This is a genomic window from Streptomyces sp. NPDC053079 (assembly GCF_044546695.1).
Taxonomy (GTDB): Bacteria; Actinomycetota; Actinomycetes; order Streptomycetales; family Streptomycetaceae; genus Streptomyces.
Genome location: NZ_JBITZJ010000001.1, coordinates 124104 through 137638 on the forward strand (window position 1 = coordinate 124104; position 13535 = coordinate 137638).

13 protein-coding genes are annotated in these 13535 nt (G+C 71.2%); 5 read left to right on the forward strand and 8 right to left on the reverse strand.

Annotated features, from left to right (window positions below):
* The first annotated feature begins 80 nt into the window (after positions 1-80).
* Entirely contained in the window at positions 81-1388 is a 1308-nt protein-coding gene (locus ACIGXW_RS00600) for an MFS transporter (RefSeq protein ID WP_399568449.1), read from the forward strand.
* A 21-nt stretch (positions 1389-1409) separates the two neighbouring features.
* Here the strand turns inward: ACIGXW_RS00600 and ACIGXW_RS00605 are convergent, their stop codons facing one another.
* The 4 genes from ACIGXW_RS00605 to uvrB all read right to left on the reverse strand — a co-directional run bounded on the left by ACIGXW_RS00605 (position 1410) and on the right by uvrB (position 7563).
* Positions 1410-2429 carry a TerC family protein gene (locus ACIGXW_RS00605; protein WP_071961669.1) on the reverse strand — a complete coding sequence of 340 codons (1020 nt, stop codon included), beginning with the start codon at positions 2427-2429 and terminating at the stop codon, positions 1410-1412.
* A gap of 112 nt (positions 2430-2541) precedes the next feature.
* Positions 2542-4500, reverse strand: a complete 1959-nt coding sequence (locus ACIGXW_RS00610; protein WP_399568451.1) for a TerD family protein — start codon at positions 4498-4500, stop codon at positions 2542-2544.
* Positions 4501-4628: 128 nt separating this feature from the next.
* The gene (locus ACIGXW_RS00615; RefSeq protein ID WP_071961667.1) at positions 4629-5207 is read right to left on the reverse strand and encodes a TerD family protein; all 579 of its coding nucleotides are present in this window, start codon (positions 5205-5207) and stop codon (positions 4629-4631) included.
* A 214-nt stretch (positions 5208-5421) separates the two neighbouring features.
* Positions 5422-7563 (reverse strand): excinuclease ABC subunit UvrB, encoded by a 2142-nt coding sequence (gene uvrB, locus ACIGXW_RS00620; RefSeq protein WP_071961666.1) that lies wholly within the window; start codon positions 7561-7563, stop codon positions 5422-5424.
* A 231-nt stretch (positions 7564-7794) separates the two neighbouring features.
* Here uvrB and ACIGXW_RS00625 point away from each other — a divergent pair, with 231 nt between their 5' ends.
* From ACIGXW_RS00625 to ACIGXW_RS00640, 4 genes are all read left to right on the forward strand, one after another.
* On the forward strand, positions 7795-8787 hold the full coding sequence (locus ACIGXW_RS00625) for a glycerophosphodiester phosphodiesterase family protein (protein WP_079273545.1): 993 nt from the start codon (positions 7795-7797) through the stop codon (positions 8785-8787).
* 63 nt (positions 8788-8850) lie between these two features.
* Positions 8851-9423, forward strand: a complete 573-nt coding sequence (locus tag ACIGXW_RS00630; protein ID WP_399568453.1) for a methylated-DNA--[protein]-cysteine S-methyltransferase — start codon at positions 8851-8853, stop codon at positions 9421-9423.
* 100 nt (positions 9424-9523) lie between these two features.
* Entirely contained in the window at positions 9524-10954 is a 1431-nt protein-coding gene (locus ACIGXW_RS00635; protein ID WP_399568455.1) for a WGR domain-containing protein, read from the forward strand.
* Positions 10955-11011: 57 nt separating this feature from the next.
* Positions 11012-11284, forward strand: a complete 273-nt coding sequence (locus tag ACIGXW_RS00640) for a DUF6343 family protein (RefSeq protein WP_399568457.1) — start codon at positions 11012-11014, stop codon at positions 11282-11284.
* 36 nt (positions 11285-11320) lie between these two features.
* Here the strand turns inward: ACIGXW_RS00640 and ACIGXW_RS00645 are convergent, their stop codons facing one another.
* From ACIGXW_RS00645 to ACIGXW_RS00660, 4 genes are read right to left on the reverse strand one after another with little or no spacing between them, the layout of a single operon-like run.
* On the reverse strand, positions 11321-11629 hold the full coding sequence (locus tag ACIGXW_RS00645) for a hypothetical protein (RefSeq protein WP_071964031.1): 309 nt from the start codon (positions 11627-11629) through the stop codon (positions 11321-11323).
* 13 nt (positions 11630-11642) lie between these two features.
* The gene (locus ACIGXW_RS00650; protein WP_399568459.1) at positions 11643-12377 is read right to left on the reverse strand and encodes a hypothetical protein; all 735 of its coding nucleotides are present in this window, start codon (positions 12375-12377) and stop codon (positions 11643-11645) included.
* 6 nt (positions 12378-12383) lie between these two features.
* Complete coding sequence (locus ACIGXW_RS00655) at positions 12384-12698, reverse strand: type VII secretion target (protein WP_071964029.1); 315 nt, start codon at positions 12696-12698, stop codon at positions 12384-12386.
* A 35-nt stretch (positions 12699-12733) separates the two neighbouring features.
* Complete coding sequence (locus ACIGXW_RS00660; RefSeq protein WP_399568461.1) at positions 12734-13324, reverse strand: hypothetical protein; 591 nt, start codon at positions 13322-13324, stop codon at positions 12734-12736.
* Between the last annotated feature and the right edge of the window lie 211 nt (positions 13325-13535).

The window sequence follows — 13535 nt, forward strand, 5'->3', positions numbered from 1 at the left end:
GAAGGCGCGATTCCTTTGCGCCCCCGGCAGCACTTCCGAGCGCCCCGTTTCCTGTGGGCCACCCGGAAGTTGGGCAGTACATGCATCGTGACCGTTCCCCGGCCATGTTCCGCCTGGCGGCCGCCTCCATGGCCGGCACCGCCATCGAGTTCTACGACTTCTTCGCCTACGGCACCGCGGCCGCCCTCGTCCTGGGCCCGCTGTTCTTCCCCACCGTCTCCCCCCTCCTCGGCACCCTGGCCGCCTTCGGCACCTTCGGCATCGGCTTCATCGCCCGCCCGCTGGGATCCGTGCTCTTCGGCCACATCGGCGACCGGCTCGGCCGCCGCCCGGTGCTCATCTCCTCCCTGCTGCTGACGGGCATCGCGACCGTCACGGTCGGCCTCGTGCCCACCTACAAGGACATCGGCATCGCCGCCCCCGTCCTGCTGCTCCTCCTGCGCTTCCTGCAGGGCCTGGGGGTGGGCGGCGAGTGGGGCGGCGCCGTCCTGCTGACGGCCGAGCACGCACCCGCCCACCGCCGCGCGCTGTGGGCGAGCATCCCCCAGATCGGCCCGACGCTGGGCTTCCTGCTCGCCAACGGCATCACCCTGACCCTGTCGACCACCCTCACCGACGCCCAGTTCCTGTCCTGGGGCTGGCGCGTGCCGTTCTGGGCGGCGGGCGTCCTGGCGGCCGTCGGACTCCTGCTGCGCGCCCAGCTCACCGAGACACCGGACTTCCGCGAACTGACCGCGAACGACACCCGCTCCTCGCGGCCCTTCGCCGAAGTCGTACGCGGTCACTGGCGGCTCGTCCTGCTCACCGCCGGCGGGCTGTCCATGGGCTACTCCGTCTTCTACACGGTCACCACCTGGTCCCTGGCCTACGGCACCGAACAGCTCGGCATCGACCGCACGGTCATGCTCGGCTGCATCATGGTGGCGGTGGCCGTCTCGGGCGCGGCCGCTCCCCTGGCCGCCGTGCTGGGCGACCGCTTCGGGCGCCGCCCGATGTGCCTGGTCGGCTGCACCGCCGTCGCGCTGTGGATGTTTCCGCTGATCGGTCTGTTGCGCACGGGCCGGCCTGCCCTGATGGTGCTGGGCTTCGTCGTCGCGATGCTGTCCTTCATGACCGCGTTCGGCGTCGTCGGCGCCTATCTGCCCGAGCTCTACGACGCCAGGGTGCGCTGCACGGGAGCGGCCGTCGGCTACAACCTGGCGGGCGTACTGGGCGGCGCCCTCACCCCGCTCGTCGCGACCGCCTCAGCCCGGGGCGACGGGCCGCCCTGGGGGGTCGCCGTCTATCTGACCGGCATCGCCCTGGTCAGCCTGGCCTGCTTCCTGCTGCTGCCCGAGACGCGCCCCAGGGTCGCGGTGGGGGCGGCCCCCGACGCGGCGCCCGCCTGAGCCGGAGGGAGCGCCCGCCCGTCAGACGCGGGCGCTCTCCCGCTCGCCCTCCACCGCACCGGCCTCCGCGACGGCCGCCTCGGCCGCCTCGGCCCGTGCCTGCTTGGCGGAGGCCCGCAGGCTGGTGACGGTCGTGACGACCAGCACCGCGCAGATGACGCCGAGCGAGACCGGGATGCTGATCTCGGGAACCCCGACGCCGCCCTCGTGCAGGGCGTGCAGGACGAGCTTGACGCCGATGAATCCGAGGATGACCGACAGGCCGTACGAGAGGTGGACCAGCTTCTTCAGCAGGCCGCCGATGAGGAAGTACAGCTGCCGCAGGCCCATGAGCGCGAAGGCGTTGGCGGTGAAGACGATGTACGGGTCCTGGGTGAGGCCGAAGATCGCCGGTATGGAGTCGAGCGCGAACAGCACGTCCGTGGTGCCGATCGCCAGCATGACGATCAGCATCGGGGTCATCAGCCGCTTGCCGTTCTCGGTGATGAACAGCTTGGTGCCGTGGTACCGGTCGGTGGAGGGGAAGCGCCGCTCCACCAGCTTGAGAAAGCGGTTCTCCTCGAACTCCTCTTCCTCCTCGTCCGCCCGCGCCTCCTGGATGAGCTTCCACGCCGTCCAGATGAGGAAGGCGCCGAAGATGTAGAAGACCCAGGAGAAGTTGGCGATGATCGCCGCGCCCGCGCCGATGAAGCCGGCCCGCAGGACCAGGGCTATGAGCACGCCGACCATGAGCACCCGCTGCTGGTACACCGACGGCACCGCGAACTTCGCCATGATCAGGACGAACACGAAGAGGTTGTCGACGCTCAGCGACTTCTCGGTGATGAAGCCCGCGAAGAACTCGCCGGCCGGCTGTCCGCCGCCGAAGACCAGGAGCCCTAGCCCGAAGAGCCCGGCCAGGGCGACCCAGACCGCCGTCCAGATACCGGCCTCCTTGAGGGAGACCTCGTGCGGCTTGCGGCCCCCGATGAAGAAGTCGGCGGCCACGAGGGCGCACAGACCGAGGATGGTCAGGACCCACAGGGTCAGGGAGACGTCCACTGTTCCTCCGGTACGTCGTACGGGCGTACGGCAGTTCCCAGAACAGTACAGGAACACCCAAGGGACAGTAAAGAGAAACCCAAAACCCCAGCTCAGACGGCGTGTCGTCGCGTCAGATGCCGTACGCCTTCCGTGCCTGGCCGACCTGCCACAGCACCTGCCGCATCACATCGCTGCCCACGGGCACCGACGGGGGCTCGTACGTCCACGCGTGCCCCACCCACGGGTCGGCGAGGTGGTCGTCGGGCACCGGCGTGATCCGCAGCAGGGAGCGCCACAGCGGGTCCAGGACCGGCCCGTAGGCCCGTGCGTCCTCCCGGTCGGCGACCATCAGCAGGTGCACGCCCACGGACGGCCCCTCGTCCGCCAGATAGCGCAGCTGCGTGACGGCGCGGTCGTCGAAGCCGTGCGGGAAGTCGTTGACGATCAGCAGCTGCTCGGAGGTGTCGAGGTCCGCCGGAAGCGAGTCCAGCGCACCGCTGCGGACCGCCATCTGCACCAGGTCCACGCGCCGCGTCAGCCGCGCCAGCGCCTCGGTGACCCCGCGCGCCCCGGCCGCCGGCGGCTCGCGCAGCGCCCCGTACTCCAGCAGCGGGGCCAGCGCGGCCCCGGCCGTGCCGGCGGGGTCGATGACGTGCACCGAGTAGTCGCCCACGGGGTGGACGGCCAGGAGCCGCACGGCGTGGGCGACCGCGCAGTCCATCGCGAGCCTGCGCACCTCGGACGAATCCAGCAGACCGGCCTCGACACCGCCCTGGGAGCGCCCCGCGTCGACCCACAGCCCGCGCTCCAGCGGCAGCCGCACCAGCATGGGGATGCGCAGGTCCTTGCGCTCCGGCAGATGCAGGTCTCCCAGCCGCAGCGCCATGGGCCTCTCCAGCGGCACCTGGTAGCCCTGCCAGACGGGGCTGTCCCAGCGCGCGAAGGCGGGCGGCAGGGCGTGCTCGACGACCTCGGCCTCGGCGGCGAGCTGGGTCAGGTCCCGGTCGAGCGCGGCCCGCGCCTGGTCCACCAGCTGCGCCTGCTTGGCCCGCGCCTCCTGGCGGACCGCGTCGGCGGCGGGGCCGACGCGGGTGGCCGGGTCGGACAGCACCCGGTCCAGCTCCTGCTCCAGGCGCGACTCCGCGAAGTCGACCGCACTGCGGTAGGCGGCGGTCGTCCGGGCCAGGTCCTCGAACATGCCCCAGACCTGGTTGTAGAGCCGCTCGTCCATCGTCCAGCCCGTGGCGTCGCCCGCGACCGGCCGGGGCGGCTGCCCGGGCTCGGCGGGCGCGGCGACGGGGGCCGGGTCGGGAGGCGTGGAGGTCCGCCGGCCGGGGTGCCGGTAGCTGATCGGGCCGTCACCGGCCGAGGACTGCGACGCGGCCGCCACGGAGTCGCCCGGCACGGGCCCCTGCGCGGCGTCCTGGCCGTGGCCGGCCGGACCGGCCACCGTACGGGCGTCCGCCGCCGCGCCGCCCCGGTGGGCCGCGCTCTCGCCCCCGGCGCGCTGCGCGGGCGGCACGGCGACCGCCTGGGCCATGCCCCGCGCGACGGCCTCCTCGATGCTCGCCGCCATCTCGACCGCACCGGGCAGCCCCTGGTCGTGCAGCATCGCGGCCAGGCCGTCCGCGTACCCCTGGCCGACGGCGCGCACCTTCCACGCGCCCTGCCGGCGGTACAGCTCCAGGGCGACCACCGCCGACTCGGCGCCCAGGTCGGTGATGGTGTAGCTGACGACCTCCGCGCCGTCGACGCCGGTGACCGCCAGGAACGGGGCCGCCATCGCGCCGAAGCGCGCCGCGGCGCCCGCGCCGGACGGCAGGGCGAGCAGCACGTTGACCCGGTGGGCGCCCTCGGGGAGGGCCTCCAGGTCGGCGGCCAGCCGGTGCTCGGCGGCGGCCTGCCGGGACACCTCCAGGCCCGGGAGCCGCGGCGAGGCGGGGTGCGCGACCCACTCGGCGCCGGGGACCCTGCCGTCCGCGTCGCCGAGCGTCGCGCCCGCCACCACCGGTTGGCCCGCCGAGACCCGGATCTCCAGTCGGGTACCGGACAGCGGGTGGTTCTGCCCCCGCACCAGCTCGGCCGTCATCGCCGCTTCCCCCTTGTCATGTCGGCTCACTGTGCCGCGGGCCCGGCGGATGCCGCTCCGCCGGGCCCGGCTCGTACTGCTCTTGGGTCCGTACCGCTGTCGTCCCGGCCGGGGCCGGGACCGCTCGGCTACAGGGTGGCCTGGATCTCCGACAGCAGGTCCTGGAAGGTGCGGCCGTTGGCCGGCGTGCCGATCGCCGTCATCTGCCAGCCGTTGCCGACCCGGTGCACCTTCGCCATGATCTGCGCGGTGTACGGGCCGCCGCCGTCCAGGGTGTAGCGGGCCAGCTCCTGGCCCGTGCCCTCGTCGACCAGGCGGCAGAAGGCGTTGCGCACCTCGGCGAACGTCTGGCCGGTGAAGGAGTTCACCGTGAAGACGATCTGGTTGACGTGCACGGGCACGCGCTGCAGGTCGACGAGGATCGACTCGTCGTCACCGCCCTGGCCCGCGCCGCCGACCAGGTTGTCGCCGGTGTGGCGCACCGAGCCGTCCTTGCTCACCAGCTGCTGGAAGAAGGCCACGTCGACCGGCTGCTTGTCGGCGAAGAGCACCGCCGAGGCGTCGAGGTCGATCTCCTTCGTCCGCGTCCCGAACAGCCCGCGGCGAGGGGCCGCCTGCCAGCCCAGCCCCATCCGCACCGCGGTCAGGGTGCCCCCGTCGGCCTTCTGCAGGCTGATGCCCTGGCCCTTGGACAAGTTGACCGTCACGCGCAGTCCCTCTCTCGTTCGTTCGTCCCCGTGACCACGCGTGCGCGTGGCCTCCTTGAACGACCCTATGCACTGCCGGGGAGCGGGTACTCACCCGAGGGGGGTTTGTGGCGGTCTTGCAACATGCCCGCTCACCGTCGCGTACCCTGCCCCGCCCACCCCCTTCGCCCCGCGCGGCCCGCACGTCCCGCGTGCGGGCCGGACCGCCCGGCCGTCAGGCCAGGCCCGCCTCCCGCATCTGCCGCAGCTCCTTCTTCAGCTCGCCCACCTCGTCGCGCAGCCGCGCCGCGACCTCGAACTGCAGCTCCGCGGCCGCGGCCCGCATGCGGTCGGTCATCTCCTCGATGAGCTGTGCCAGTTCCGCGGCAGGCCGGTCCGTCGCGACCACCGCTTCCTTCGCCTTGCCCTTGGCCTTCGTCTTGCCCTTGGCGCCGGCGCCGGACGCCACCGTGGGCACGGGGGCCTTGCCCTTGTCCTTGCCGGTCTGGCGGAAGCCCGAACCCAGAAGTTCCTGGGTGTCGATCTCCTCGCGGGCGAGCGTGGCGACGATGTCGCCGATCTTCTTGCGGAGCGGCTGGGGGTCGATCCCCCGCTCCGTGTTGTACGCGATCTGCTTCTCGCGGCGGCGGTTGGTCTCCTCGATGGCCTTCTCCATCGCGGGAGTGATCTTGTCGGCGTACATGTGCACCTGGCCGGAGACATTGCGCGCCGCGCGGCCGATGGTCTGGATCAGGGACGTCCCGGACCGCAGGAAGCCCTCCTTGTCGGCGTCCAGGATGGCCACCAGGGACACCTCGGGGAGGTCGAGGCCCTCACGGAGCAGGTTGATGCCCACCAGGACGTCGAACTCGCCGGCCCGCAGCTCACGCAGCAGCTCGACGCGGCGCAGCGTGTCGACGTCGCTGTGCAGATAGCGCACCTGGATGCCCAGCTCCAGGAAGTAGTCCGTGAGGTCCTCGGCCATCTTCTTGGTCAGCGTGGTGACCAGGACGCGCTCGTCGCGCTCGGTCCGGGTGCGGATCTCGTGCACCAGGTCGTCGATCTGGCCCTCGGTCGGCTTGACCACGACCTCGGGGTCGACCAGGCCGGTGGGGCGGATGATCTGCTCCACGAAGCCGTCGCCGCGCGAGAGCTCGTACTTGCCGGGCGTCGCCGAGAGGTAGACGGTCTGCCCGATGCGCTCGGTGAACTCCTCCCACTTCAGCGGGCGGTTGTCCATGGCCGACGGCAGGCGGAAGCCGTGCTCGACGAGGGTGCGCTTGCGCGAGGCGTCGCCCTCGTACATGGCGCCGATCTGGGGGACGGTGACGTGCGACTCGTCGATGACGAGGAGGAAGTCCTCGGGGAAGTAGTCGAGGAGGGTGTTCGGCGGGGAGCCCGGCTCACGGTCGTCCATGTGCAGCGAGTAGTTCTCGATGCCGGAGCAGGAACCGACCTGACGCATCATCTCGATGTCGTAGGTCGTCCGCATGCGCAGCCGCTGCGCCTCCAGGAGCTTGCCCTGCTTCTCCATGCGGGCGAGGGTCTCCTCCAGCTCGGCCTCGATCCCCGCGATGGCCTTCTCCATGCGCTCGGCACCGGCGATGTAGTGGCTGGCGGGGAAGACGTACAGCTCCTGGTCGTCGGAGATGACCTCACCGGTGAGCGGGTGGAGCGTGGACAGCGCCTCGATCTCGTCGCCGAACATCTCGATGCGGACGGCCAGCTCCTCGTAGACCGGGAAGATCTCGATGGTGTCGCCGCGCACGCGGAACGTGCCCCGGGTGAAGGCCATGTCGTTGCGCGTGTACTGGATCTCCACGAAGCGGCGCAGCAGCTGGTCCCGGTCGATCTCCTGACCGACCTTGAGCGGCACCATGCGGTCCACGTACTCCTGCGGCGTACCCAGGCCGTAGATGCAGGACACGGACGCCACCACGACGACGTCGCGCCGGGTGAGCAGCGAGTTCGTCGCCGAGTGGCGCAGCCGCTCGACCTCTTCGTTGATCGAGGAGTCCTTCTCGATGTACGTGTCCGACTGCGGGACGTACGCCTCGGGCTGGTAGTAGTCGTAGTACGAGACGAAGTACTCGACCGCGTTGTTGGGCAGGAGCTCGCGGAACTCGTTGGCCAGCTGGGCCGCGAGCGTCTTGTTGGGCGCCATGACGAGCGTCGGCCGCTGGAGCTTCTCGATCATCCACGCGGTGGTCGCCGACTTTCCGGTGCCGGTGGCACCGAGCAGGACGACGTCCTTCTCCCCCGCCCGGATGCGCTGCTCGAGCTCGGCGATGGCCGTGGGCTGGTCACCGCTGGGCTGGTAGGAGCTGACGACCTCGAAGGGCGCCACCTTGCGTTCGATCTTGGATACGGGCCGCATGAGACCACCGTACGGCCCACCACTGACAACGGCCTCGCCCCTGGGGTTCCGCCCCTGTTTTCCGGGGCGAACGCCCGGCGAAAAGTCGGCAAAGGGTGCCGTCTGCGGGTGCCCCGCCCGTCGCGGGCCAGTAGGAGTTTCGTGTACGACTTTCCGTGCACGCCGTACGACTTTCCGTACACGAGGCCCGGGGCGCCGCCGGCCCGGGCCCGGACGCCGCGAGGAGCCCTTATGCGCATCCGCACCGTCTCCGCCGTGACCAGCGCACTTCTCGGCCTGTCCCTCACGACGCTCGCCTCCGCGTCCACGGTCGGCCTCGTCGCCACTCCCGCGCACGCCACGGCCGGCGATCCGGCCGTACCGGTGGCCATCGGGCACCGGGGGGTGCCGGTCCAGGCGCCGGAGAACACCCTGGCGTCGATCGACAGAGCGGCCCGGCTGGGCGTCGAGTGGGTGGAGAACGACGTCCAGCGCACCAAGGACGGCGCCCTGGTCGTCATGCACGACACCACTCTGGAGCGCACCACCGACGTCAAGCGCCGGTATCCGCGGCGCGCGCCCTGGAAGATCGCGGACTTCACGCTCGCCGAGATCGAGAAGCTGGACGCGGGCAGCTGGTACGGCCGGCGCTTCGCCGGCGAGCGGGTTCCCACCCTCGGCCGCTATCTGCAGCGGGTCGACCGCAACGGCCAGAAGCTGCTGCTGGAGGTCAAGGCCCCGGAGCTGTACCCGGGCATCGAGCGGCAGATGGTGGCGGAGCTGCGACGGGCGGGCTGGCTGGACAGCCGGCACGTCAAGAGCCGGCTCGTCGTCCAGAGCTTCAACGCCTCGTCCCTGAAGACGCTCCACAAGCTCCGCCCGGACATCAAGAAGGGCTTCCTGGGCGCCCCGAAGCCCGCCGAGCTCCGCACGTACGCCGCCTTCGCCGACCAGATCAACCCGAACCACAAGAGCGTCACCGCCGCCTGGGTACGCTCCGTGCACGCGCTCAAGGGCCCGCACGGGCGGCGTCTGGAGGTCTCGGCGTGGACCGTCGACGACGGCGACCGGGCGGTCTCCCTGGCCCACATGGGCGTGGACGGCATCATCAGCAACGCCCCCCACGTCGTCGCCGACGCTCTGGCCGAGGACGCCGGCGACCCGACGTTCCTGTCGGACCCCTCCGAGCTGTCCGGCTTCCCCGGCCTGACCGAGGCGGCCGTGGTCCTGGACTCCACCCTCTGACTGGACTCCACCCTCTGAACCGCCCCGGGGGGCACCGGCGGGGGACGCTCTACGCTGGATGACGTGACGGAATCCGAGCGCCCCCTGCCGGCCACCCCCCGGGCGTGGGCCTGGACGACGATCGATACGCCCGTGGGCCCCCTGGGACTGGCCGCGACCGCGGACGGCCTGCTCAACGTCGTCTTCCACGCCGACGCCGCTCTCGCCGCCCGCTGCGTCGGCCGCCTGACCGGTGTCCTGGGCTCCGCCCCCGCCGCCCCGCCCTCCCCCTGCCACGACGTCCTGGCCGGGGCGACGGCGCAGCTGCGGGCCTATTTCGACGGCCGTCTGAACACCTTCACCCTGCCGTTGGACTGGTCCCTGACCTCCGGCTTCAACCGCCGCACCCTCCGCGAGCTCCTCGACCACGTCCCCTACGGCACCCTGGTCGCCTACCAGGACCTGGCCGACCGGGTGGGCGAGCCCGGTGCCGCCCGGGCCGTGGGCGCGGCCATGGGCAGCAATCCGCTGCCCGTCGTCGTGCCCTGCCACCGGGTCGTCGAGAGCAACGGCGGCCTGGGCGGCTTCGGCCCCGGCCTGGAGGCCAAGCGCACCCTCCTGGCACTCGAAGGCGTCCTTCCGCAACCGCTGTTCTGACGGCTCCGGCGCCGGGCCGGAGCCGATTGTCAGTGGCACGCCCTAGCGTTCCCCTCACTGCAGACCGGTCGCCGCGACCGGCGGGGAGAGGGGCGTTGCCATGTCGTCGGACACCACGTATCTGGAGCTGTCCCAGGACGGCGGCGGGGCGCACAAGTTCTACGAAGTCGCCGTCGACGGCACGACCGTGACGGTGCGCTACGGACGGATCGGCGCGGCCGGGCAGGTCCAGACGTCCGCGTTCCCGACCGTGGAGAAGGCACGGGCCGCCGCCGCCAAGAAGGTGGGCGAGAAGGTCCGCAAGGGCTACGCGCCCGCCGTGCGGGGCGGCCGCGCGGCCCGCGCGGTGACGCGCCGCCAGGTCGCCTCCGCACCCTCCACCGCCCGGGCCGTGGCACCGGTGCTGTGGCGGTTCCGCACGGGAGCGGCCGCGTTCGGCATCCACATCGGCGAGGACCGCTGCTGGGTCGGCAATCAGTCCGGCGACGTCTACACGCTCGGCCACGACGGCGAGGTACTGGCCCGCTACCAGCTGCCGGACGGTGTGAAGTGCCTGGTGGCCGACGACTTCTGGATCTACGCGGGCTGTGACGACGGCACCGTCTACGACCTCTCCAGCAAGCTGCCGTTCGCCGCCTACGAGATCGCCTCCGACGTCGACATCTTCTGGCTCGACATCCACGAGGGCATCCTCAACGTGGCCGACCGCGACGGCGGCCTGACCGTCATCGACCACGAGGACGAGTACCAGTGGTCGCGCAAGAGCACCGGAAACCACGCCTGGATGGTGCGCCGGGACGAGCGCGCCGTCTACCACGGCCACGGGCGCGGCGTGACGGCGTACGCCCAGGACGGCGGCCGCGAGCTGTGGCACACCCCGACCGACGGCTCCGTGCTCTTCGGCTGGCAGGAGGACCACTCCGTCTACGCCGGCACCCACCACCACGTCGTCCAGCGCCTGTCCAAGGCCAGTGGCGCCGTCGAGGCGACGTACCGCTGCGACGCCGCCGTCTACTCCTGCGCCACCGCCCCCGGCGGCCGCTACGTCTTCGCCGGTGACTCCGCCTCCTCCGTCTACTGCTTCGCCGCCGACGGCACCCGCCTGTGGAAGCTGGGCACGGGCGGCGGCTCGGCCCTGTCCATGCAGTACCTCGGCGAGAAGCTGTACATGGTCACCACGGACGGCTCCCTGGTCTGCGTCGACGCCACGGAGGCCGCCATCACCGCCGCCCAGTCCGGCACGGTCCCCGTCCCCCTGGACGTCAAGTCCGCCGCCGCCCTGCCCACGTACGCCCCGTCCGCCACCGTCCGGACGGTCGCCACCCCGCCCGCCTCGGGCATCGTGGTCGAATGCGTCCAGGAAGCCGGCCGCCTCCGCGTCCACGTCGTCTCGGGCGGCTACGACCCCACCTGGAACGTCCAGTTCCCCCGCCACATACGCCAGCCCGGCGCCCGCTACGTCGTCGAGGCCCTCTCCCCCGCCGCGTCCGGCTTCTACCGCGTCCGCGGCGAGATCCAGCGCCTGCTCTGAACCGGGCCCGCCCCTCCCCCGGAAAGGGTGGATCCTGGGAGGAGGAGATGGTGCGCCATGCGTACGGGCAACGAACCGATCACCGCCCGCAGCCCCCTACGGCTGCGCTGCGCCCTGGCCTCCTTCGGCCTCGTCTGGGCCCTGGCCGGAACCCTCCTCTTCGCGGCCGCCGGCCACCCGGGGTGGGCGATCGCCTGCGGGGTGCTGGCAGCGGTGGCGGCCACCGACCTGGGCCTCGTGATCCGGCACATCCGGCAGGGCCCGCACTACCAGCCGGGGCGGGACGTCCCGCCGTACGAGCCGGTCAAGGGCAAGAAGCCCGAACGGTAGGGCCTGGGGCCTGGGCGGCAAGCCGGCGGGCCCCGCTCAGGACCCCTCGGCGTCCAGGGAGCTACGGGCGTCCGCCAGGCAGCGTTGGCGTTCCTCTTCGGACATGCCCTCCCACGCCTTGTGCGCCACGTGGGCGTGCTCGCCCAGCGCGTCCGCGTAAGCACCCACGCGCACGGCCTCACGCAGACCGACCCGGCCGGAGAGGACGTCACGCGCCATCTCCTGGAGGACGTCGCCCGCCCCACCGGCGGCCAGGTGCTGCAGGGCCTTGTGGACGACCCGGGCCTGCTCGCGGTCCCGGCCCGGAGCCAGGAACTCTTCGAACCCCACCTCTTGTTCAGGCATACGCCCTCCTGTCTCAGACCGCCGGGTGGTCATAGCCCGCCCGTGGCAGTGGAAACGCGTTGAGTTTCGCCATGACTTCGCCGCCGATATGTCCCATGACCGCGTAACCGCTGTTCACGGCCAGTTGGGCGGCGCCGATGAGCCGGGTCATCCGCTGCCACTCCTTGAGAATGACCTGGGCTTCCATCGCCCCGATGGCGTAGCCCATCGCTGCGGCGCACCCGGTCCAGCCGAGCGCTGCGGTAGCCGCTGCCGTGATGGACATGGTCACCAGAGCATCGACCATCGCGCTGATGCATCCCCCGATCGCCTGACCGGTGAGCGAGATCGACTGCGCGACGGCGCGGTACTCGTCGCCCATCCTGTCCAGCGCTTCCCGCACGTCCTCGAGGTTCTTCCGCAAGGCGTCGAAGTAGAGAAGCGCGGCTTCGGCGGCGTTGCCGTCCCACGTCCTGGCGATGCCTCTGCCGCCGGACTCGACGTTGCGCGCCACAGCGCCGCATGCCCGGCCCATGCGCTGCCACGACTCGGCGCATTTGGCATAGGCCGCCCAGTCCCCGGCCAGCTGCTCCTGGGCCCACTCGACGGGATTCTTCGGCAACATCAGCTCGGCCAGCTTGAGAAACCACCCGCCCGGACTCAGGAAATCACAGACCGCGTTGAGCGACAGCAGCGGATCGGTGAACTCCTCCGGCTTCCGCGGCGGAACGAGATACTCCGTAGGCTGCACCACATCGGTGAATTGCACGGCAGGTCAGCGCCTCTCCCGCGCGTACCCGGCGTCCAGGGAAGCGGCCACAGCGTGATCGGTGCGGCGGTAGTAAGCGGCAGCGGCACGCAGCTCTTCCGACGACTCCGTCAGGATGCCGGAGAGATGCTTCAGAGCTTGCAGAACCTCGTGGCGTAATCCGTCGTGACCATCGACGGCAAGGGCAAAGAGCCCATTCTGCCGGGCGGTGATGTGCGTGAACTTCCCGGCATAGTTCAGCACTTCCCGTGAGTCTTCGGCACCCCGGTAGATCTGACGCGCGAAGGCTTCCAACTGTCCTGAGTCAACCCGCAGTTCCATCCGATCACCCTCCCGGCGCGAAGCATGCCGATCCATCAGTGAGAAATGAGCGCCAGTACGAAGCACAGCACCAGGCCCGCCACCCCTACCCTCCGCAGCCACCTGAGACAGTCCGCGACCGCCGGCTGCAGACGCAGCAATGACTTGACCGCATCGAGTTCCTCCAGCGTTTTCGCATGAATCCCGACGATGACGGTCACCATCCCCAAGCAGACGAGAAGAGCCCCGCCGAAGGCGCAGGCCAGCCAGCCCCAGAACGCACGCCAGCCGATGACGTAGTACTCGGAGTCCTCGCGGTACACCCGTACACGCTCACCTGGCACGTAGAAGCCCTTGAGCTCGGCACCGTCGCGTACGGTCCGCCCGTTCTCCCCCCGGTAGAGGCCGACGCACACGTCCCGGTCGCCGTCACCGTGCCGCGCATGCGTGGTGCGCACCCAGCAGCGCTCCACGGTCAGGGTGCCCTTGTCGGTCACGTGCCCTGCGGCTTTCTCCGCCTGCGCGACCGAGAGAGCGGCTAACAACAGGCCGAGGAGCACCCAGCTCGCGCCCAGGGCCCGGGCCTTGTACCGGGGCCCGGACGGGGGCGCGACGGGGCTGACACCGAGCAGTTCCGGCATGGCCATGGACGGTCTCCTGGGGGCGGCTCGACAAGCAAGATCGAGACGGCCACGCTATGCACGGACAGGCGGGGCAAGCGCACGCCGCTCCCCCTGCGACCCCGCCCCGCACAGGACCCTCAGCCCCAAAGCAGCTGTATGCAGCGTTTCTCCAGAGGCAGCACGCGGCAAAGGAGCCCCTCACGCCCCTCACCCGATAGGACGAACCGATCAGTCC